This window comes from Streptomyces lavendulae subsp. lavendulae (genome assembly GCF_002803845.1).
Taxonomy (GTDB): domain Bacteria; phylum Actinomycetota; class Actinomycetes; order Streptomycetales; family Streptomycetaceae; genus Streptomyces; species Streptomyces lavendulae.
This window is the reverse complement of the sequence record NZ_CP024985.1, coordinates 6,672,599-6,693,738: the sequence shown is the minus strand read 5'-3', so window position 1 is coordinate 6,693,738 and position 21,140 is coordinate 6,672,599. Positions and strand designations below refer to the sequence as shown.

Annotated in this window: 18 protein-coding genes; 7 read left to right on the top strand and 11 right to left on the bottom strand. The window is 71.5% G+C overall.

Translation table 11 applies throughout. From position 1 onward, the window contains the following. Window positions 1-7 precede the first annotated feature (7 nt). Window positions 8-460, bottom strand: a complete 453-nt coding sequence (locus SLAV_RS29940; protein WP_078950458.1) for a DUF948 domain-containing protein — start codon at window positions 458-460, stop codon at window positions 8-10. Between the two features lie 148 nt (window positions 461-608). On the opposite strand from SLAV_RS29940, the gene SLAV_RS29935 reads away from it, so the two are divergent. Next, on the top strand, window positions 609-2,777 hold the full coding sequence (locus SLAV_RS29935; protein ID WP_030233939.1) for an ATP-binding protein: 2,169 nt from the start codon (window positions 609-611) through the stop codon (window positions 2,775-2,777). 27 nt (window positions 2,778-2,804) lie between these two features. On the opposite strand, the gene rpsD is transcribed toward SLAV_RS29935, so the two are convergent. Then, complete coding sequence (gene rpsD, locus SLAV_RS29930; RefSeq protein ID WP_030026606.1) at window positions 2,805-3,416, bottom strand: 30S ribosomal protein S4; 612 nt, start codon at window positions 3,414-3,416, stop codon at window positions 2,805-2,807. A gap of 55 nt (window positions 3,417-3,471) precedes the next feature. On the opposite strand from rpsD, the gene SLAV_RS29925 reads away from it, so the two are divergent. Beyond that, the gene (locus SLAV_RS29925; protein ID WP_030233937.1) at window positions 3,472-4,401 is read left to right on the top strand and encodes a DUF2470 domain-containing protein; all 930 of its coding nucleotides are present in this window, start codon (window positions 3,472-3,474) and stop codon (window positions 4,399-4,401) included. On the opposite strand, the gene SLAV_RS29920 is transcribed toward SLAV_RS29925, so the two are convergent. The 3 genes from SLAV_RS29920 to SLAV_RS29910 form a co-directional block, all read right to left on the bottom strand. Continuing rightward, window positions 4,395-5,108, bottom strand: coding sequence for an HNH endonuclease family protein (locus SLAV_RS29920; protein WP_030233936.1), 714 nt, complete (start codon window positions 5,106-5,108; stop codon window positions 4,395-4,397). The two genes, SLAV_RS29925 and SLAV_RS29920, sit on opposite strands and share 7 nt — an antisense overlap. Window positions 5,109-5,176: 68 nt before the next feature. Next, a complete protein-coding gene (locus tag SLAV_RS29915) occupies window positions 5,177-6,526 on the bottom strand; it encodes a replication-associated recombination protein A (protein WP_030233934.1) in 1,350 nt (449 codons plus the stop codon). Window positions 6,527-6,569: 43 nt separating this feature from the next. Further along, window positions 6,570-7,187 (bottom strand): vitamin K epoxide reductase family protein, encoded by a 618-nt coding sequence (locus tag SLAV_RS29910; RefSeq protein ID WP_030233933.1) that lies wholly within the window; start codon window positions 7,185-7,187, stop codon window positions 6,570-6,572. Window positions 7,188-7,325: 138 nt separating this feature from the next. Between SLAV_RS29910 and SLAV_RS29905 the strand changes: the two genes are divergently transcribed. Continuing rightward, window positions 7,326-8,243 (top strand): ABC transporter ATP-binding protein, encoded by a 918-nt coding sequence (locus SLAV_RS29905; protein ID WP_078950457.1) that lies wholly within the window; start codon window positions 7,326-7,328, stop codon window positions 8,241-8,243. After that, a complete protein-coding gene (locus SLAV_RS29900; protein ID WP_030233930.1) occupies window positions 8,240-9,064 on the top strand; it encodes an ABC transporter permease in 825 nt (274 codons plus the stop codon). Before SLAV_RS29905 ends, SLAV_RS29900 begins: the two co-directional genes overlap by 4 nt. A gap of 72 nt (window positions 9,065-9,136) precedes the next feature. Here SLAV_RS29900 and hisS read toward each other — a convergent pair whose 3' ends face one another. Further along, window positions 9,137-10,399 (bottom strand): histidine--tRNA ligase, encoded by a 1,263-nt coding sequence (gene hisS / locus SLAV_RS29895; protein WP_030233928.1) that lies wholly within the window; start codon window positions 10,397-10,399, stop codon window positions 9,137-9,139. Between the two features lie 10 nt (window positions 10,400-10,409). After that, window positions 10,410-11,120: an MBL fold metallo-hydrolase gene (locus SLAV_RS29890; protein ID WP_030233926.1), complete on the bottom strand. Its 711-nt coding sequence runs from the start codon at window positions 11,118-11,120 to the stop codon at window positions 10,410-10,412. Between the two features lie 153 nt (window positions 11,121-11,273). Here SLAV_RS29890 and SLAV_RS29885 point away from each other — a divergent pair, with 153 nt between their 5' ends. The 3 genes from SLAV_RS29885 (at window position 11,274) to SLAV_RS29875 (ending at window position 14,906) form a co-directional block, all read left to right on the top strand. Then, the gene (locus SLAV_RS29885) at window positions 11,274-12,056 is read left to right on the top strand and encodes a peptidylprolyl isomerase (RefSeq protein ID WP_030233923.1); all 783 of its coding nucleotides are present in this window, start codon (window positions 11,274-11,276) and stop codon (window positions 12,054-12,056) included. A 188-nt stretch (window positions 12,057-12,244) separates the two neighbouring features. Continuing rightward, entirely contained in the window at window positions 12,245-13,474 is a 1,230-nt protein-coding gene (locus tag SLAV_RS29880; protein WP_030233921.1) for a DUF349 domain-containing protein, read from the top strand. A 181-nt stretch (window positions 13,475-13,655) separates the two neighbouring features. Further along, complete coding sequence (locus SLAV_RS29875; RefSeq protein ID WP_234333713.1) at window positions 13,656-14,906, top strand: glycosyltransferase family protein; 1,251 nt, start codon at window positions 13,656-13,658, stop codon at window positions 14,904-14,906. Between the two features lie 91 nt (window positions 14,907-14,997). Here SLAV_RS29875 and SLAV_RS29870 read toward each other — a convergent pair whose 3' ends face one another. The 4 genes from SLAV_RS29870 to secD all read right to left on the bottom strand — a co-directional run bounded on the left by SLAV_RS29870 (window position 14,998) and on the right by secD (window position 21,116). Further along, entirely contained in the window at window positions 14,998-17,436 is a 2,439-nt protein-coding gene (locus tag SLAV_RS29870) for a RelA/SpoT family protein (RefSeq protein WP_030233916.1), read from the bottom strand. 246 nt (window positions 17,437-17,682) lie between these two features. Next, entirely contained in the window at window positions 17,683-18,240 is a 558-nt protein-coding gene (locus SLAV_RS29865; protein WP_030233913.1) for an adenine phosphoribosyltransferase, read from the bottom strand. Then, window positions 18,237-19,301 carry a protein translocase subunit SecF gene (gene secF / locus SLAV_RS29860; protein ID WP_030233911.1) on the bottom strand — a complete coding sequence of 355 codons (1,065 nt, stop codon included), beginning with the start codon at window positions 19,299-19,301 and terminating at the stop codon, window positions 18,237-18,239. Before secF ends, SLAV_RS29865 begins: the two co-directional genes overlap by 4 nt. 3 nt (window positions 19,302-19,304) lie before the next feature. Then, on the bottom strand, window positions 19,305-21,116 hold the full coding sequence (secD, locus tag SLAV_RS29855) for a protein translocase subunit SecD (RefSeq protein WP_030233908.1): 1,812 nt from the start codon (window positions 21,114-21,116) through the stop codon (window positions 19,305-19,307). Window positions 21,117-21,140 lie beyond the last annotated feature (24 nt).

Genomic DNA, 21,140 nt, shown 5'->3' with positions numbered 1-21,140 from the left:
GGTGGTCTCAGCCCTTCTGCTTCCGGCCCCGGGCCGACGGCACCGTGCGGCCGACGATCACGGAACGGCTGCCGCCGTCACTCCGGGTGCGCCGGGATGTCTTCTGCGGCGCGTCCTCCGTCCTGCCCAGGGCCTTGCGGACCCCGTAGCCGAAGGCCGCGACCTTGACGAGCGGCCCGCCGAAGGTGGAGGCCACGGTGGAGGACAGGGCGGAGGCGTTGGAGGTGACCTCCTGGACGTCGCTCGCGATGGCGTCGACGCGGTCGAGCTGGGTGCGCGCGGAGCGGACGGTGGTCGAGGCGTCCGCCAGCAGCGGGACCGCCTGCTCGGTCACGTCGGCGACCAGTTTGGTCGTCGCCTTGAGCACCTGGGCGAGCCTCACCAGCACCACGGCGAGGAAGGAGACCAGGATGGCCCAGAAGACGGCCACGAGGATCCCGGCCACCTCTCCACCGGACACGTTGCACCGCTCCCTGAATCTGCGAAACCTACGGAGAAAAGTCGTCCTCCGACCCTATCGCGCCGGAGATCGGCCGCAGTACCGGAATTCGGGGCCCGCCGGGCCCGTCTTGTACGCAGCGCAGCCGGAGCAGTACCCTCCGTGTCCCATGCGACAGAGACCTCCGGGGCGCGGGACGCCCGGCAATCTTCCCTCGGAGCTGAGCACCTTCGTCGGGCGGGGTGAGGAACTCGCCGCGGTGGGGCGCCTGCTGGAGTCCTCGCGGCTGGTGACGGTCACCGGGGTCGGCGGGGTGGGGAAGTCCCGGCTGGCCCTCGCCGCCGCCCGGGCCGCCGCCGAGGACGCGGGGGACCGCTGGCCCGACGGGGTGTGGCTGGCCGAGCTGTCCCCGGTGCGCGACCCCGCGCTGCTGGAGTTCACGCTGGCCGAGGCGCTCGGGCTGACCGACCACACCACCCGCCCGCCGCGGTCCGTACTGGCCGGGCACCTGGCCGGCCGGGAGCTGCTGCTGGTCGTGGACGGGTTCGAGCAGCTGGTGGAGGAGACCGCCGGGCTGGTGCGGGAGCTGCTGCGCGGCTCCCCCGGTCTGCGGGTGCTCGCGGCGGGCCGGCGTCCGCTCGGCCTGGACGGCGAGGCGGGCTTCCCGCTGGCTCCGCTGGAGCCCCCGCAGGCGCTGGCCCTGCTGACCGCCCGGGCGACGGCCGCGGACCCGGGGTTCGCGGTGACGGCGGAGGTCCGGCCGGTGCTGACGGAGCTGTGCGCGCGGCTCGACGGGATCCCGCTGGCCCTGGAGCTGGCGGCCGGCCGGCTGCGGACGCTGTCCCCGGAGCAGGTGCTGGCCCGGCTGGAGGACCGCTTCGCCCTGCTGACCGGCGGGACGCGCGGGGCGCTGCCCCGGCACCGGGCGCTGCGGACGGCGATCGGCTGGAGCCACGAACTGTGCACCCCGGCGGAGCGGCTGCTGTGGGCCCGGCTGTCGGTGTTCGCCGGGCGGTTCGACCTGGACGCCGTCGAGTACGTGTGCGGGGGCCCCGATCTGCCGGTGGACGAGGTGCTGGACCTGATCGGGGAGCTGCTCGCCCAGTCCCTGCTCGCCCGGGAGGAGACGCCGGCCGGGGTGCGCTACCGGATGCTGGAGACCGTACGTCTCTACGGGGCGGGCTGGCTGGAGTCGCTCGGGGACTGCGGACGGCTGCGCCGCCGGCACCGGGACTGGTACCTGGGGCTGGCCACCTGGTGCGAGCTGGACTGGTTCGGCCCGCGCCAGCGGGAGGTGGCCGCACTGGTGGAGACCGAGCTGGCGAACCTGCGGCTCGCGCTGGAGTGCTGCCTGGACGAGCCGCAGGAGCGGCACCTGGGCCAGTACCTGGCGGGCACCCTGTGGTTCTACTGGGCGGGCTGCGGGCGGCTCACCGAGGGCCGGCACTGGCTGGACCGGTCCCTGGAGGGCGGCCCGGCGGACGAGGAGTACGAGGGCTCGCGGCTCAAGGCGCTGTGGGTACTGGGCTACGTCGCCGCGCTCCAGGGGGACGCGGTGCCCTCCCTGGCCGCGCTGCACGCGTGCCGGGACGGCGCCGAGCGGTCGGGCAACCGGGTGGCGGCGGCCTACGCGGTGCACCGGATGGGCTGCCTGGCCCTGGTCTCGGACGACATGCTCCGCGCGGGGGAGCTGCTGGGCGAGGCCCTGGAGCAGTACCGGGAGACGGGCGAGCTCAACAGCAACGTGCTGATGTGCCAGGTGGAGCTGGCGATGACGCTGGCCTTCCGGGGGGACCTGGCGGGGGCGGTCGCGCTGTGCGAGGAGGTCCAGGACATCTGCCAGGAGCGCGGGGAGCGCTGGACGAAGGCGTACGCCCTCTACGTGCTCGCGTACGCGGCCCTGGACGCGGGGGCCACGGCCGAGGCGCGGCGGCGGCTGACCGAGTGCGTGACCATCAACCACGCCTTCCGCGACCCGGTCGGCCTGGTGCTGGCGGTGGAGCTGCTGGCCCTGGTGACGGCGGTCGAGGGGTACGCGGCGGAGGCGGCGCTGCTCCAGGGCGCGGCGGAGCCGCTGTGGGAGGGGGTCGGCCTGCGGCTGTTCGGCTCGGGGTACTTCAACGCCCCGAGGCTGACGTGCCGGGAGCGGGCGGGCGAGCTGCTGGGTGCGGAGCGGTACGCGGCGTGCGCGCGGCACGGCCGGAGCCTGTCGCGGGAGGAGCTCGTCGAGCGGGCGCTGCGGGCGCCGGAGCCGCTGCCGTCCGTACCGGAACTGCCGAGGCCCCGCCCGGAAAACAGGAAGCCCGTCGGCTCCCCCGAAAGGGAACCGACGGGCTGACCAGCCTGTGAGGCTACGGCCGCCGGATCAGCGGGCGTAGTACTCGACGACGAGCTGCTCGTCGCAGATGACCGGGATTTCCTTGCGGTTCGGGTCACGGTCCAGGCGGAAGGCCAGGGCCTTCAGGTTGACCTGCAGGTAGCGCGGGGTCTCGCCCTCGCCTGCGTAGCCACCCTCACGGGCAACCTGGAACGGAACCTTCTCGCGGCTGCGCTCGCGCACGGTGATGACGTCGTCCGGGCGGACACGGAACGACGGCTTGTCGACCTTGGCGCCGTTGACCTCGATGTGGCCGTGAACGACCATCTGGCGGGCCTGGTAGATCGTGCGGGCGATGCCCGAACGCAGCACCAGGGCGTCGAGACGACGCTCAAGCTCGACGACCAGCGCCTCGCCCGTCTTGCCCTCGGCCTTCTTGGCGCGGTCGTACGCGCGGGCCATCTGGCGCTCGGAGATGTCGTACTGCGCGCGCAGACGCTGCTTCTCCAGCAGACGGACCTTGTAGTCCGAGTTCTGCTTGCGGCCACGGCCGTGCTCGCCCGGCGGGTAGGGGCGGGCCTCGAAGTACTTGACAGCCTTCGGCGTCAGGGCGATGCCGAGGGCACGCGACTTCTTGACCTTGGGTCGCTTCTGGTTCACGGGGAACCTACCTCCATGTAAGTTAGGTGAGGCTTACCTTATCGAGGAGGACGTAATGTCTCGACCACATGGGATCCCCCTGCCCAGTGCGCAGCGCAGTTCGGATTCAGACGAAACAGAATCCGCTTGCGCCGACGATAAGCAAGGTCAGCCGCGTCCCAGGGAAGGCGTTCGGCAGCTCACCGGAGCCGAACGCGTACGAACCCTCGTAGAGTCCAACGCCTCAGTATCCCTCACCCTGCCGGGTGCTCGTGACACGCACGATCACGACGAGATCGGGAAAGGGGCGCCGGTCGCACGGACCGTCACCCCGGACGGGGACGTGATTCTCCTTGTTTCCGGGGAATCCGCGGCTGCCAGGGCGGCCGCTCACGCCCAGGACGACGACCTCACCGCCGTGATCGAGATCACGGATGTGGCGCCGGTGTCCGTGCCCCATCGTATACGCGGCCGCGCCTGGCTGGCCGGGTGGCTGACGCCGGTCCGCGGGGACGACCGGGCGGCCTGCGCCGCGCTGCTCGCCGAGCGGCAGCCGGTGGGCGAGCTGCTGGGCATGTCCGACTTCCCGGACCCGCCCGGGGACGCCCGCTCCACCCGCCCCGCCTGGATGATGCTCCGCCTGGAGGTCGGCGAGATCTCGGTGGACGACCTCTGGGGCGCCGAGCGCGTGGACCCTGAGGAGCTCGCCGGCGCCGAGCCCGACCCGATGACCGCCCACGAGGCGGAGCTGCTCCAGCACCTGCACGCCGCGCATGCCGACCGGGTGGCCGACCTCTGCGGGCTGCTGGGCCCCCGGGCGACGGCGGGCCTGAAGGCCGTACCGCTGGCCCTGGACCGTCTCGGCCTGCGCGTGCGCTTCACCGACGCGGGCGACGGGGCCGCCCGCTCCTCCTTCGACGCCCGCTTCGACTTCCCGGAGCCGGTGGCGGACGTCTGCGGCCTGCGCCGGGCCGTGCACCACCTCTTCGCGGCCGCCGCTCACTGAGGGCAGGCCGCGAGCAGCTCCTGGAGGGCCCGCTTCTCCGGTGGGGTGACCGAGAGCCCGTACTTGGCCTTGATGCCGGTGTAGCGGCGGCCGTACTCGCACCAGTAGGCCCGCCGCGGCGGTCGCCACTTGTCGGCCGTCCTGCTGCCCTTGTCCTGGTTCGTCTGCTTGTCCACGGCGAGCAGGACGTCGAGGTCGTTGGCGTACTCCAGCCTGCGCTGCGCAGTCCACGCGTACGCGCCGCCCCGCCAGGCGGCGCCGAGCGCCACGACGTGGTCCGTCTGGATCTGCGAGGCGCGCCGGTAGGAGTAGGGCAGCTCCTTGCCGGTGTACGGATCGTGCAGCACCCCGGACACCACCACACAGGGGTTGCGGTCGCCCACGCGCAGCTCGCTCAGGTCCCGGCGCAGCACGTCGTCCCGGGTGTCGCAGCCGTTGCGCCCGCCGACCCCGTCGGTCGCGTCCGACCAGTACCGGCCGAACTCCTCCCGCCGGTACGTCTGCCAGTTCCGGCCCCACTCGACCTTGAGCCCGGCCAGGTCCGCCCGCGCCGTCGCCGCGTCCGGCGGGAACCCGGGGCTCACGAGCGGCAGCCTCTTCACCCGCGGGGCGGCACTGGCCGGGGCCGGCCCGGGGTTCCCCCGGTGGCACGCGCCGGCCAGCAGTACCGCGGCCACGGCGACGACGAGCGGACCCCGGCTTCCCATGCCCGGAGCCTAGGCCGCCCCCCTCCCCCGGGCCCCGCCGACACCCGGTCGGGTTCCGCGGAGGCGCGTCAGGCTCCGCGGAGGCGCTTGCGCACCATCTCCACCACGTCCGCGTAGCGGGCCTCGGCCCCGTACCGCGTGGGCTCGTAGTACCGCTTGCCGTGGATCTCGTCCGGCGCGTACTGCTGCGCGGCGATCGCGCCCGGCACGTCGTGCGGGTAGACGTACCCCACGGCGTGCCCCAGCTTCGCCGCGCCCTTGTAGTGCCCGTCGCGCAGATGGGCCGGCACGGTCCCGGCGAGGCCCGCCCGTACGTCGGCCAGCGCGGCGCCGATCGCGGTCGTCGCGGTGTTCGACTTCGGGGCCAGGGCGAGGGCGATGGTGGCGTGGGAGAGGGTCAGCGCGGCCTCGGGGAAGCCGATCATCGCCACCGCCTGGGCGGCGGCCACCGCCAGCGGCAGGGCCGTCGGGTCCGCGAGGCCGATGTCCTCGCTCGCCGAGATCATCAGGCGCCGCGCGATGAACCGGGGGTCCTCCCCCGCCTCGATCATCCGGGCCAGGTAGTGCAGCGCGGCGTCCACGTCCGAGCCCCGGATCGACTTGATCAGCGCGCTCGCCACGTCGTAGTGCTGGTCGCCGTCCCGGTCGTACTTGAGCGCCGCCCGGTCGACGGTCTCCTCCAGCGTCCGGAGGGTGATCTCCTCCTCGCCCTTGGCGATCGCCGATCCGGCCCCGGCCTCCAGCGCGGTCAGCGCCCGGCGGGCGTCGCCCCCGGCGATCCGCAGCAGGTGCGCCTCGGCGTCGGCCGGCAGGGTGACCGCACCGCCCAGGCCCCGCTCCTCGGTGAGCGCGCGCCGCAGCAGGGCCGTGAGGTCCTCGTCCGTCAGCGGTTCCAGCGTCAGGAGCAGGGAGCGCGACAGCAGCGGGGAGATGATCGAGAAGTACGGGTTCTCCGTGGTGGCCGCGATCAGGGTGACCCAGCGGTTCTCCACGGCCGGGAGCAGCGAGTCCTGCTGCGCCTTGCTGAAGCGGTGGATCTCGTCGAGGAAGAGGACCGTCTCCTTGCCGTACCCGCCGGCGGCCCGCTTGGCGCCCTCGATGACGGCCCGGACCTCCTTGACGCCCGCCGTGATCGCCGAGAGCTCGACGAACCGCTTCTGCGTCGCCTGGCTGACCACGTAGGCGAGGGTGGTCTTGCCGATGCCCGGGGGTCCCCAGAGGATCACCGACGAGGCCCCGGCCGGTCCCCCGGCGCCCTCCCCCACCAGCCGCCGCAGCGGCGAGCCCGGCTTCAGCAGGTGCTGCTGGCCGACCACCTCGTCCAGGTTGCGCGGGCGCATCCGGACGGCGAGCGGCGAGGCCGAGGGGTCCTTCTCCTGACGGTCCTCGGCGGCTGCGGTGAAGAGGTCTGGTTCCACACCGGAAGCCTATGCGAGGCCACCGACAGGACGGTCCGGCCGCTCAGGAGGTCCAGAAGTCCCACCAGCGGGTCAGGATCAGCATCCCGATGATCCCGACGTGCAGGACCGGCAGCACCCAGGTGAACTCGTCGAAGAAGCCCCGCAGCCAGGCGGGGGCGGGCAGCAGACCCTCGCGCACGTTGTGCGAGGTCACGTACCAGAACATGACGATGGTGGCGACCCAGGCCAGGCAGCACCACAGGCACAGGGAGTTGATGTTGTACAGCGACTGGTACATCAGCCAGGCGCAGAACCCGACGCCGAAGAGGGTGCCGGCGTTCAGGGTGAGCCAGTACCAGCCGCGGAACCGGGCCCCGGCCAGGATGCTCATGCCGACGCAGATCACGATCCCGTAGGCGACCAGCCCGAGCATGGGGTTCGGGAAGCCGAACGCCGACGCCTGGTCGCTCTTCATGATGTTGCCGCAGGAGACGATCGGGTTCAGGCTGCAGCCCGGTGTGAAGTTCGGGTCCTCCAGCAGCTTGAACTTGTCGATCGTGATCACCCACGCCGCGAGCAGCCCCGCGGCCCCGGTGATCACCAGCAGCAGGGCGAGCGCCCGGCTCCCGCCGTAGGTCCGCGGAGCGGTATCCGCACCGGCCGCCGTAGTCGTCGTCATACCCGCCCGCTCCACATCCGCAAGGTCAACAAGCACCGGCCATTGTGCCGTACGGGGCTGTGGGTCCACCGTTCGATGGAGATAAGAAGACCGTACGAGGGGGTCCGGTGGGCCGGATTCCGCCGCAGGATCTGAGACATGACACACAACGCGGTGGAGGTACGGGGGCTTCGCAAGCGGTACGGCGAGGTCACCGCGGTGGACGGGCTGGACCTGACGATCCGCCGGGGGGAGGTCTTCGGCCTGCTGGGGCCCAACGGGGCCGGGAAGAGCACCACGGTGGAGATACTCCAGGGCCACCGGGCACGGGACGGGGGCGAGGTGTCCGTCCTGGGAGCGGATCCGGCCACGGCCGGACGGGCCTGGCGCTCGCGCGTCGGAATCGTCTGGCAGGACGAGTCGGCCCCGGCCGAACTGACGGTACGGGAGACGGTCGCGCACTTCGCCCGTTACTACCCGGCCCCGCGCGATCCGGAGGCGGTGATCTCCCTGGTCGGCCTGGAGGCGAAGCGGGACCAACGGGTCAAGGCCCTCTCCGGCGGCCAGCGTAGGCGCCTCGACGTGGCGCTCGGGGTGATCGGCGGCCCCGAGCTGCTGCTCCTGGACGAGCCGACCACCGGCTTCGACCCGGCGGCGCGCCGGCAGTTCTGGGAGCTGATCCGGCTGCTGGCCGCCGAGGGCACCACCATCGTGCTCACCACCCACTACCTGGAGGAGGCCGAGGCCCTCGCGGACCGGCTGGCCGTGATCAAGCGCGGCCGGGTCGTCGCCGAGGGCGAGCCGGGCGAGCTGCGGGCCCGCTTCGGTACCGGTGCCACCGTCGAGTGGACCGGCCCCGACGGCGCCCCGCGCCGGGTGCGCACCGCGACCCCCACCCGTACGGTCACCGAGCTCGCGGCCCGCACCGGCGGCGAGGTCCCCGGGCTGAGGGTGACCCGGCCCACCCTGGAGGACGTCTACCTGCGCCTGACGGGCCAGGTCACGGATGCCGACGACGGGGGCGGAGACGACGGCGGCGGCGCGGGGGGCGCCCCGCGGACGGAGGAGTCCCGATGAGCGGCGGCGCCACCCCCGCGGCCCTGCCCGGGGCCTGGTCCCTGGGCCTTCGCCGCGGCGCTCTGGAGATCAGGCAGTTCGTCCGCCAGCGGGACGCGGTGGTGTTCACCTTCGCCTTCCCGGTCGTCTTCCTCGCCCTCTTCGCCTCGATCTTCCACGACACGGTCGAAGGCAGCGGGGTGACCGCCTCGCAGCTCTACGCGGCGGGCATGGTGGCCGCCGGGATCATGTCCACGAGCTTCCAGTCGCTCGGCATCTCCATCGCCGTCGAGCGCGACGAGAAGGTCCTGAGGCGGCTGCGCGGCACCCCGATGCCCCCGGCCTCGTACTTCTTCGGCAAGGTGTGGCTGGTGCTGGTCACCGGCCTGGCCGAGACGGCGGTCCTGCTGCTGGTCGGCACCGTGGTGTTCGATCTGGACCTGCCCGCGTCCGCCGCGAAGTGGTTCGCCTTCGCCTGGATCTTCGCCCTCGGGCTGACCGGCTGCGCCCTGCTGGGCATCGCCGTCAGCAGCCTGCCCCGCTCCGGCAAGAGCGCGAGCTCGGTGGTGGTGCTGCCCTTCCTGATCCTCCAGTTCATCTCCGGGGTCTTCATCCCGGTCGGCCAGATCCCCGGCTGGCTGCTGGACGTGGGGGCGCTGTTCCCGCTGAAGTGGATGTGCCAGGGGCTGCGCGGGGTCTTCCTGCCGGAGTCGGCGGCCGTGCTGGAGCAGGCGGGCGACTGGGAGTACGGGAAGGTGGCCCTGGTCCTGGGGGCCTGGGTGCTGGGCGGGCTGGCGCTGTGCCTGCTGACCTTCCGCTGGAAGGGGCGGCGCGACGGCTGACCGGCCGGGAACGGCGGAGGGCGGGGCGGGGGACCGTGTCCCCCGCCCCGCCCTCCGCGCAACGGCTCCGGATCAGGCCAGGCGGGCCCGGACCTCGTCGACCAGGTCGGCCAGGGCCACCGGGGACTGCTCGCCGGCCTCCATGTCCTTCAGCTGGACGACGCCCTCGGCGAGGTCGCGCTCACCGGCGACCACGGCGAAGCGGGCGCCCGAGCGGTTGGCGTCCTTCATGGCGCCCTTGAGGCCCTTTCCACCGTAGGAGAAGTCCGCCGCGATCCCGGCCCGGCGCAGCTCGGTCACCTTGCCGAAGAGCACCCGCCGGGCCTCCTCGCCCAGGGCCACCGCGAAGACGGAGGTGGCCGCGGGGATGTCCAGCTCGACGCCTTCGGCCTCCAGGGCCAGGACGGTGCGGTCCACGCCGAGCGCCCAGCCGACCGACGGCAGCGCCGGGCCGCCGATCATCTCGGACAGGCCGTCGTAGCGGCCGCCGCCGCCGACCGCGGACTGGGAGCCGAGGCCGTCGTGGACGAACTCGAAGGTGGTGCGGGTGTAGTAGTCGAGGCCGCGCACCAGCTTCTCGTCGTCCTCGAAGGCCACCCCGGCGGCCGTGATCAGCGCACGGACCTCCTCGTGGTACGCCTTGCAGGCGTCGCACAGGTAGTCGCGCAGCATCGGGGCGCCGACCAGCTGCTTCTGTACGTCGGCCCGCTTGTCGTCGAGGACGCGCAGCGGGTTGATCTCGGCCCGGCGGATGGTCTCGGCGTCCAGGTCCAGCCCGCGCAGGAAGCCCTGCAGCGCCTCCCGGTACACCGGGCGGCACTCCTTGTCGCCGAGCGAGTTCAGCAGGATCCGGAAGTTGCGCAGGCCCAGCGAGCGGTACGCCTGGTCGGCGAGGATGATCAGCTCGGCGTCCAGCGCGGGGTCCTCGGCACCGATCGCCTCGGCGCCGACCTGCGAGAAGTGGCGGTAGCGGCCCTTCTGCGGACGCTCGTAGCGGTAGTACGAACCGGAGTACCAGAGCTTGACCGGCAGGTTGCCCTGCTTGTGGAGGCTGGCCTCCAGGGCGGCGCGCAGGACGGAGGCGGTGCCCTCGGGGCGCAGGGCCAGCTGGTCGCCGCCCTTGGTCTCGAAGGCGTACATCTCCTTGGAGACGATGTCGGTGGACTCGCCGACGCCGCGGGCGAAGAGGCCGACGTCCTCGAAGCCGGGGGTCTCGATGTAGCCGTAGCCGGAGTTGCGCAGGGGCCCGGAGATGGCCTCGCGCACCGCCAGGTACTTCACGGAGACCGGCGGGATCAGGTCGTACGTGCCCTTGGGGGCCTTGAAGGTGCTCACGAAACTCTCGTCACATTCCTCGTCGTGGGGCGGCGGTGCCGTCCCCCAGGCCGGCGGCGACTTCCCGCAGGTACGGGTTGGTCGCGCGCTCGCGGCCGATGGTGGTCTGGGAACCGTGGCCGGACAGCACCACCGTCGAGTCGTCCAGCGGCAGGCACACCCGGGCCAGCGACTGGAGCATCTCGGCGTGGGAGCCGCCGGGCAGGTCGGTGCGTCCGATGGAGCCGGCGAACAGCAGGTCGCCCGAGAAGAAGACCGACGGGACGTCTGCCGCCTCGGGCATCCGGAAGGTCACCGACCCCTTGGTATGACCGGGCGCGTGCGCCACCGAGAACTCCATCCCGGCCAGCTTCAGGGTGCTGCCGTCGCTCAGCTCGCGGACGTCGTCCGGCTCGCCGACGGTCAGCTCCCCCATGAGCGGCATCCCGATCGAACGGCCGAGGGCCTTCTCCGGGTCGCTCATCATGAAGCGGTCCTCGGGGTGGATCCAGGCCGGTACGTCGTGGGCTCCGCACACCGGGACCACGGAGGCCACGTGGTCGATGTGGCCGTGGGTGAGGACGACCGCGACGGGCTTGAGCCGGTGCTTCCTCAGCGTCTCCTCGACACCCTGGGTGGCCTGGTGGCCCGGGTCGATGATGACGCACTCCTCACCTGCGGCGGGGGCGACCAGGTAGCAGTTGGTCCCCCAGGCCCCGGCGGGGAATCCGGCAATCAGCACGTTCGTCCCTCAATCGTCGTCCGGTGGGAGGCAGTGGTTCGGAATCTGCTGCTCAGAGCCTACCGGCGCCCCTCATTACACAGCGAACCCATATACGGTACGGCCTAACCGAGCCCGGACAGCGGTACCAGAGACGTACAAGGAGACGACCCGGTGGTCACGAGCGATCAGCGTCGGCGACAGCTCGCCAGGGAGAAGTACGAGCGCCAGCAGAAGCGCCGGGAGGAGGCCCGCCGCAAGTCCCGGCAGCGCTGGGCGGTGATCGGCGCGGCCGCGGCCGTGGTGGTCGCCACGCTGGTCGGGCTGGTCGTGGGGGGCGTCTTCGACGGCAAGGACACGAAGGACGCGGCGGCCGAGCCCTCGGCGTCCCCGTCGGCGCCGACGCCGAAGAAGTCGCCGTCCCCGGCGATGGCGATCGACGACAAGGCGAAGTACACCTTCGACCTGCAGACCAGCGCGGGCCCGATCAAGTTCGAGATGGACGCGGCGAAGACCCCGCAGACCGTGAACTCGTTCAAGTCGCTCGCCGACAAGGGCTTCTTCGACAAGACCAAGTGCCACCGGCTGACCACCGGCGGGATCTACGTCCTGCAGTGCGGCGACCCGGAGGGCACCGGCATGGGCGGCCCCGGCTACACCATCCCGGACGAGAACCTGGACTCCCTGGGCAAGCCGAACGAGCAGGGCCAGGTGATCTACCCGGCCGGCACGGTGGCGATGGCCAACACCGGGCAGCCGGGCAGCGGCGGCAGCCAGTTCTTCCTCGTGTACAAGGACAGCCCGCTGGCCCCGAGCTACACCCCCTTCGGCAAGATCGACGCGGCCGGGCTGAAGGTCCTGGAGGACGTGGCCAAGGCCGGGACGGCCGACGGCGGCCAGGACGGCGCCCCGAAGACCGCCGTGGTCATCCAGAAGGGCTCCGTCACCAAGAACTGACGGGGCGGAGCGGCCCGGTCCGGCCGGTCCGTCGCCCGTACGGCGATATTGCGTCGTGCGGGATGCGGACAGCCGGCCCGGCGGTCGCCTATGTTGGCGTTGTGCAGGGCGGGCGCTGCCCGCCCCAGGAAACTGTGGACGATGCCCGGGGGTGAACCCCCTCGCGGGCATCAGGTGGAGGAGGCGCTGTGAGCAGCGACCCGTGGGGCCGAGTCGACGAGACCGGCACCGTGTACGTGCGTACTTCCGAGGGCGAGCAGGTCGTCGGCTCGTGGCAGGCGGGCACCCCTGAGGAGGCCCTGGCCTACTTCGAGCGCAAGTACGAGGGCCTGGTGGTCGAGATCGGCCTCCTCGAACGGCGGGTGCGGACCACCGATCTGTCCGCCAAGGACGCCCAGACGGCCATCGAGCACCTGCGGACCCAGGTGGACGAGCACCATGCCGTGGGGGACCTCGCGGCACTGCGCGTCCGGCTCGACAAGCTGGTGGCGACGGTGGACTCGCGGCGCGAGGAGCGCAAGGTCCAGAAGGCCAAGCAGGCGGACGAGGCCCGTGCGGCCAAGGACGCGCTGGTGGCCGAGGCGGAGCAGCTGGCGCAGAGCGACCAGTGGCGCAGTGCCGGTGAGCGGCTGCGGGCCCTGGTGGACATCTGGAAGGGCCTGCCCCGGCTGGACCGCAAGTCGGACGACGAGCTGTGGCACCGCTTCTCGCACGCCCGTTCCGCGTTCTCCAAGCGCCGCAAGGCGCACTTCGCCGCGTTGGACGCGCAGCGCGAGGACGCCCGCAAGGCCAAGGAGAAGTTGGTCGCGGAGGCCGAGTCGCTGTCGAAGTCGACCGACTGGGGTCCGACCGCCGCCCGCTACCGCGAGCTGATGGACAGCTGGAAGGCCGCGGGCCGGGCGCAGCGCGAGGCCGAGGACGACCTGTGGAACCGTTTCCGCGGTGCGCAGGACGTCTTCTTCGCGGCGCGCGGCGAGGTCTTCGCCGAGCGGGACGCCGAGCAGACCGAGAACCTGAAGCTGAAGGAGGAGCTGGCCGTCGAGGCGGAGAAGCTCGTCCCGGTGACGGACCTGAAGGCGGCGCGTGCCGCGTTCCGTTCCCTCAACGAGCGCTGGGAGGCCATCGGCCACGTACCGCGGGACGCCCGTCCCAAGGTCGAGGGCCGGATGCACGCCGTGGAGCGGGCCATCCAGGAGGCCGAGGAGGGCGAGTGGCGCCGTACGAACCCGGAGGCGCGGGCCCGTGCGGCCGGTCTGACGGGGCAGCTCCAGGCGGCCGTGGACAAGCTGCGTGAGCAGATCGACGCCGCGCGCGCGGCGGGCAACAACGCCAAGGCCGACAAGCTGGCGCGGGAACTGGAGGGCCGGCAGGCCCTGCTGGACCAGGCGCTGAAGGGCCTGGAGGAGTTCGGCGGCTGACGGCCTCCGACCGCTTCGGACGGGCACCACCGGTTCCTCCGGTGGTGCCCGTCCGGCATATGCGCGTCCGATTCGTTACGCGGTTTCAACACAGGGTGCGCGTGGGGAGCACCTGACACCTGTGTACCGTTGTACGGTGCCGCCTCGGCGGCCTTCTGCCGGGCGACGACCAGGATTGAATGTGACGCATACCCAGATACGCGCAGATGTCCCAGACTCACTACTCGTTGCCGAGCCGCTCACCAGCAAGAAGGACTCCGGGCTCCGAGGCGTCGGACGGCGCGTACTCTCCAACCTGCAGCGTGCGCGGAAGGCGCTGCTGATCCACATCGCACTGCGTGCCACCGGTCTCGCCGTCATGGCGATCTGGGCGGAGCGCAAGGGTGTGCAGCCGCTGGAGATCCTGGGCGGGCGCTGGGACGCCATCTACTACCTGCACATCGCCGAGAACGGGCTGACGACCCCGCTGGCGACGCCGTCCCCCTGTGCGTTCGCGGGGCCGAGCTGCCAGATGGCGTTCTTCCCCGTCTACCCGATGATGATCCGCTGGACCTCGTACGTCACGGGTCTGCCCATGAACTGGGTGGCGATGGGCCTGGCGCTCTTCGCCTCGGTGATCGCGGCGTGGGGCATCTTCGCCGTCACGGACAAGATCTACGGCCGTCGGGTCGCGCTGTTCACCTGTGCCCTGTTCGCGATCGTGCCGGCCGCGATGGTCCAGTCGATGGCGTACACCGAGCCGCTGTTCCTCGCCCTGTCGGTGTGGGCGATGTACGCGGTGATGACCAAGTCCTGGCTGACCGCGGGAGTGCTGGCCTTCTTCGCCGGCGCGACCCGGCCCTCCGGTTCGGCCATCGTCGCGGCCGTGGTGCTGGCGGGCGTGTGGGAGTACGTCCAGTGGCGCCGCAAGCGGCGTGCGCAGCGGCCTCCGGTGGGCCGGATCGTCACGGCCTCGCTGATCGCCCCGCTGGGGTGGTTCGGGTACGTGGGCTACGTCGGCTGGCACTTCGGGCGCTGGGACGGCTACTTCGAGCTCCAGCGCCGCTGGGGTTCGGTCTACGACGGCGGCTTCGACACGCTCAACGAGCTGAAGAAGACCTTCACCGAGGTGCACACCACCCTCAACCACGTGGTGGTCAGCCTGACCGTGGTGGTGGCCGTGGTGCTGTTCGTGCTGATGACCCGTCGGCGCCGGCCCCCGATGGTCGTCTGGATCTTCGCCGCGATGATCATGCTGATGGCGCTGGGCGGGGCGGGCTTCTACTTCTCGAAGATGCGCTTCATCATGCCGGCCTTCCCGCTGCTGTTCCCCTTCGCGCTGGCCCTGGCCAGGGCCCGCCGGAGCACGGTGATGTGGATCATCGGGTCCGCGACCGTGGTGTCGGCGCTCTTCGGCGGCAACCTCAACTTCGTCTGGTGGGGCTGCCCCTGATCCGGCCCCGCTGCCGCCCGTACACATGACGGTGGGCGCCACCCCGAGGGGGTGGCGCCCACCGTCATGTGTACGGCCCTGCGGCCGCCGCTCAGGGCCTGCGGGCGGAGGTGACGCGGTAGACGTCGTAGACGCCCTCGACGCCCCGTACGGCCTTCAGGACGTGGCCCAGGTGCTTCGGGTCGCCCATCTCGAAGGTGAACCGCGAGGTGGCCACCCGGTCCCGGGAGGTCTGCACGGCCGCCGAGAGGATGTTCACGTGCTGGTCCGACAGGACCCGGGTGACGTCCGACAGCAGCCGGGACCGGTCCAGCGCCTCCACCTGGATGGCGACGAGGAAGACGGAGGACTGGGTGGGCGCCCACTCGACCTCCAGCATCCGCTCGGGCTGCTGGGAGAGGGAGTCCACGTTCACGCAGTCGGCGCGGTGAACCGATACGCCACTGCCGCGCGTCACGAAGCCGATGATCGGGTCGCCGGGCACCGGGGTGCAGCAGCGGGCCAGCTTGACCCAGACGTCGTCGACGCCCTTGACCACCACGCCCGGGTCGGCGCTGCCGCGGCGCTTGGCCCGGCCGCGCGCCGGCGGGATGCTCTCCTCGATGTCCTCGTTGGCGGCCTCCTCGCCGCCGAGGGCCTGCACCAGCTTCTGCACGACGCCCTGCGCGGCCACGTGGCCCTCGCCGATCGCCGCGTAGAGCGAGGAGATGTCGGGGTAGCGCATCTCGTGCGCGAGGGTGACGAGGGAGTCGCCGGTCAGGATCCGCTGGATCGGCAGGTTCTGCTTGCGCATCGCCCGCGCGATGGCGTCCTTGCCGTGCTCGATGGCCTCGTCGCGGCGCTCCTTGGAGAACCAGCCGCGGATCTTGTTGCGGGCACGGGGGGACTTGACGAAGCCGAGCCAGTCGCGGGACGGACCCGCGCCCTCGGCCTTGGAGGTGAAGACCTCCACCAGGTCCCCGTTGTCGAGGGTCGATTCGAGCGGCACCAGCCGCCCGTTGACCCGCGCCCCTATCGTGCGGTGGCCGACCTCGGTGTGGACCGCGTAGGCGAAGTCCACGGAGGTGGCGCCCGCGGGCAGCGCGATGACGTCGCCCTTGGGGGTGAAGACGAAGACCTCGTTGCGGGAGAGGTCGAAGCGCAGCGAGTCCAGGAACTCGCCCGGGTCCTCCGTCTCCTTCTGCCAGTCGAGCAACTGCCGCAGCCAGGCCATGTCGTTGACGGTGTCCTGGCCGGCGCTGCCCTTGGCGGCCTGCGGGACGTCGGTGCGGACCTTGGAGGCTCCGGCGACGGTCTGCTGCTTGTACTTCCAGTGCGCGGCGATGCCGTACTCGGCGCGGCGGTGCATGTCGAAGGTGCGGATCTGCAGTTCGACGGGCTTGCCGCTGGGTCCGATGACCGTCGTGTGCAGCGACTGGTACATGTTGAACTTGGGCATCGCGATGTAGTCCTTGAACCGGCCGGGGACCGGGTTCCAGCGCGCGTGCACCGTGCCGAGGGCCGCGTAGCAGTCCCGGACGGTGTCCACGAGGACGCGGATGCCCACCAGGTCGTAGATCTCCGCGAAGTCACGGCCGCGGACGATCATCTTCTGGTAGACGCTGTAGTAGTGCTTGGGGCGGCCGGTGACCGTGGCCTTGATCCGGGCGGCTCTGAGGTCGACCATCACCTCGTCGGTGACGACGGCCAGGTACTCGTCGCGCTTGGGGGCGCGCTCGGCCACCAGGCGCACGATCTCGTCGTACATCTTGGGGTAGAGGATCGCGAAGGCGAGGTCCTCCAGCTCCCACTTGATGGTGTTCATGCCCAGGCGGTGCGCCAGCGGAGCGTAGATCTCCAGCGTCTCGCGGGCCTTCTTCTCCTGCTTCTCCCGCTTGAGGTAGCGCATGGTGCGCATGTTGTGCAGGCGGTCGGCGAGCTTGATCACCAGGACCCGGGGGTCCTTGGCCATGGCGACGACCATCTTGCGCACGGTCTCGGCCTGCGCGGCCTCGCCGAACTTGACCCGGTCGAGCTTGGTGACTCCGTCGACGAGCAGGGCCACGGCGTCGCCGAAGTCCCGGCGAAGCTGTTCGAGGCCGTACTCGGTGTCCTCGACGGTGTCGTGCAGCAGGCCCGCCATCAGGGTGGCGGGGTCCATCCCGAGCTCGGCGAGGATCGTGGTCACCGCGAGCGGGTGGGTGATGTACGGGTCGCCGCTCTTGCGCTTCTGACCGCGGTGCCAGCGCTCGGCCACCTGGTAGGCCTGCTCGATCTGGCGCAGCGTCGCCGTCTCGATCTTCGGGTCGTTGCTGCGGACTATGCGCAGGAGGGGTTCCAGCACCGGGTTGTACGGGTTGGAACGCTGCACGCCCAGGCGTGCCAGCCGGGCCCGCACCCGGTTGGAGGACCCGGCCGGCCTGGCCGGAGCGGGCTTGGCCGGAGCGGGCTTCACCGGCGGGGCCGGCGGGGGCGTGGCCGCGGCCGCCGCGGCCGGGTCGGACTGCGGGTCGGGCTGCGCGGCGGAGAGTGGCTGGACCTCGTCTGGCAAAGAGCGCTCCTCACGGGGGTCCCCCCGGACGGAGTCTGGGGGAGGTTCCGGGGCCCCGGTCAGGTCCGGATAAACCATGGTAGCGAGGGTTCCGCCACCCCGTTCTCCGTGGTCGTCCCGCGAGACGCGGCCCCGAGGCGTTTTCCAGCCCGGGCGGGGTCCGCGGTCCCCCGCCGCGGCGCCGCACGCGAAAGCGGCGGGTGCCCGGGAGGACCCGGGCACCCGCCGCTCGGCGTACGGAAGGACTCAGACCAGGATCAGTGCGTCCAGCGGAGCCCCGTCGAGCGCGGGGACGAGCTTGGCGCGCCCCGGCAGGAACGACAGCTCCATCAGGACGGCCACTCCGGCGACCTCGGCCCCGGCCCGCCGGATCAGGTCCAGCGAGGCCTCGGCGGTGCCGCCGGTGGCCAGGACGTCGTCGATGACCATGACCTTGTCACCGGCCGACAGGTCCTCCGCGTGGACCTCGATCTCCGCCGTGCCGTACTCCAGCTCGTAGGACTGCGCGAGCGTGGCGCCCGGCAGCTTCCCGGCCTTGCGTACGGGGATGAACCCGATGCCCGCCCGGACGGCGACCGGGGCGGCGAGGATGAAGCCCCGCGCCTCCAGCCCGACGATCTTCGTCGCGCCGTACCGGCCGGCCAGCTCCACCAGCGCGTCCGTCAGCGCCGCGAAGGCCTTCGGGTCGGCGAGCAGCGGGGTGATGTCCTTGAACACCACGCCCGGCTTCGGGTAGTCCTGGACGTCCTTGATCCGGCTGAGCAGCAGCTCGCGGACCTCGGGGGAACAGGCCTCGGCGGTCACCGGCGACGCCTCCCCTGGCCACCCTGGGAGACGACCTGCGGGGCGTCCTCGGAGCCGGAGCCCTCGTCGCCCTCGGGGCTCTCGCCCTTCGCCGCGGCGGCCGCCCGCTTGGCGAGCACCCGCTTCTTCAGGGCCTTCATCGCGGGCTCGCGCTCCTTCAGGTCCACGACCAGCGGGGTCGCGATGAAGATCGAGGAGTACGCACCGGCCGCGAGGCCGACGAACAGCGACAGGGAGATGTCGTTGAGCATGCCGGCGCCCAGGAAGCCGCCGCCGATGAACAGCAGGGCGCCGACCGGGAGCAGCGCCACGACGGTGGTGTTGATCGAGCGGACCAGCGTGCCGTTGATGCTGCGGTTGGCGATCTCGCTGAAGGTGTAGCGGGTCTGCTTGGTGATGTCCTTCGAGCCCTCCTTGAGACCGTCGAAGACGACGACGGTGTCGTAGAGGGAGTAACCGAGGATCGTGAGCAGACCGATCACGGTGCCCGGGGTGACCTCGAAGCCGACCAGCGCGTAGACGCCGACGGTGATGGTGAGGTCGTGGATCAGCGCGATCAGCGCCGCGACCGCCATCCGCCACTCGAAGGCGATGGCGAGGTAGATCACGACGAGGACCATGAAGATCGCCAGGCCGGTCCAGGCCTTGTTGGCGATCTGCTCGCCCCAGCTCGGGCCGACGAGGTCGGCGTTGATCTGGGCCTCGGTGACCTTGAGGTCGGTGGCGAGCTGCTTCTTCACCGAGGCGGCGGAATCGGTGTCCAGACCGGAGATCTGGATGCGCAGACCGCCGGTGCCGAGCTGCTGGACGATCGCGTCGTGGCCGGAGGCCTTCTCCGCGTCCGCCGTCGCCGTGGCCACCGAGACGGCCGTCTTCGGGGTGGTGAAGACGGCACCGCCCTTGAACTCGATGCCCATGTTGAGGCCCTGAACGGCCAGGGCCACGATCGCCGTGATGGTGATCAGGATGGAAACGCCGTACCAGACGAAGCGCTTGCCGACGAAGTCGTAGCCGACCTCACCGCGGTACAGCTTGGCGCCGAGATCTCCCAGCTTCGACATCTCTCACGCCTCCTTTGCGTCGACGGGGGCGGGGACGGGGCCCGTGCGGCGGGACCGGCGCAGCGGCGGCTTGGCGCCCAGGCGCTTGGGGTCCAGCCCGGACCACGGGTGGCCGCTGGAGAAGAAGTTCGTGCGCGCCACCAGGGTCATGATCGGCTTGGTGAAGAGGAACACCACGACCACGTCGAGCAGGGTGGTCAGACCCAGCGTGAAGGCGAAGCCCTGGACCTTGCCGACGGTGACGATGAAGAGCACCGCGGCGGCGAGGAAGGACACGAAGTCGGAGACCAGGATGGTGCGCCGGGCACGCGGCCAGGCACGCTCGACGGCCGGACGCAGGGTGCGGCCCTCGCGGATCTCGTCCCGGATGCGTTCGAAGTAGACGATGAACGAGTCCGCCGTGATGCCGATGGCCACGATCGCGCCGCAGACGGCCGGCAGGTTCAGGGCGAAGCCGATGCCCTTGCCCAGCAGCGCCATGATCGTGTAGGTGAGGACGGCGGAGACCATGAGGCTGACGATGGCGATGAAGGCCAGCCCGCGGTAGTAGATCAGCAGGTAGATCACCACGAGGGCGAGGCCGATGGCACCGGCGATCAGGCCGGCCTTCAGCTGCTCCCCGCCGAGCGCGGCGGTGACCGTGGTGACGCTGTCCTCCTGGAAGGACAGCGGCAGGGCGCCGTACGACAGCATGTTGCCGAGGTCCTGCGCGGACTGCTGGGTGAAGCCGCCCGAGATCTCGGCGTTGCCGCCGGTCAGGGCCTGGCTGACGGACGGGTCGGAGATGACCTCGCCGTCGAGCACGATCGCGAACTGGTTCTGCGGAGCCTGCTTGGTGGCCAGCTCACCGGTGATCTTGGCGAACTTGTCGGCGCCCTTGTCGGTGAACTGCATCGTGACGATCCACTGGCCACGCTGCTGGTCGATGACGCCCTTGGCGTCCTTCACGTCCTGGCCGTTGACCTGGGCCGGACCGAGGACCCACTTGCCCCAGAGGTTGCCGCGCTTGCCACAGGCGAGCATCGGGTCCTCGGGCTTGGCGCCCTTGCCGGCGGCGGCGCGCTGGTCCTCCTTGGTGCAGTCCAGCGCGGCGAACTTCGCCTGCAGGTCCGCGACGGCGGGGTCCACGGCCGGGGTGCTCGGGGCAGGGGTCGCCGGCGGGGTCGCCGAGGGGGTCGCGGCCTTGTTGTCGTCTGCCTTCTTCGACTCGCTCGCCGTGGGCGAGGGAGTGGGGGTGCCCGGGGCCTTGAGGGCCTCGCTGAGCACACGGCCCTGGGAAGTGGCGCTGGACGACGGGGTGGCCGGGGCGGAGGGCTTGCCGCTGCCTTCGGCCTTCGGGGCGCCGGATCCGCTCGCGGAGGGGGTCGGGGACCCGCTCGGCTTGGTCTCCGGGGCGACGGGGGCGCCGTCGGCGAAAGCGAGCACGGGGCGGAAGTAGAGCTGGGCGGTGGTACCGACCTGCTCGCGCGCCTGCTGCTCGTTGGTCCCCTTGGGGATGTTCACGATGATGTGGTCGCGGCCCTGCGTCTGGACCTCGGCCTCCGAGACGCCGAGACCGTTGACGCGGCGCTCGATGATGCCGACCGCCGTGTTCATGTTGGTCTCGTTGACCGCGTCCGGCTTGCCGGGCTCGCTCTTGGCCTTGAGCGTGATGCTCGTACCGCCCGCGAGGTCGATGCCCAGGCGGGGGGTCGTCTGCTTCGTGAGGAACATCCCCGCGGTGAGCGCCACCATCGCGATCAGGATGATGGCCAGGGCGCGCCCCGGCCTCCCCTGAGCCCCCGTGGGCCGCCGGCCCTTCTTCGGTGCTGCCACCTTGTCGTTTCTCCCTGTCCAACC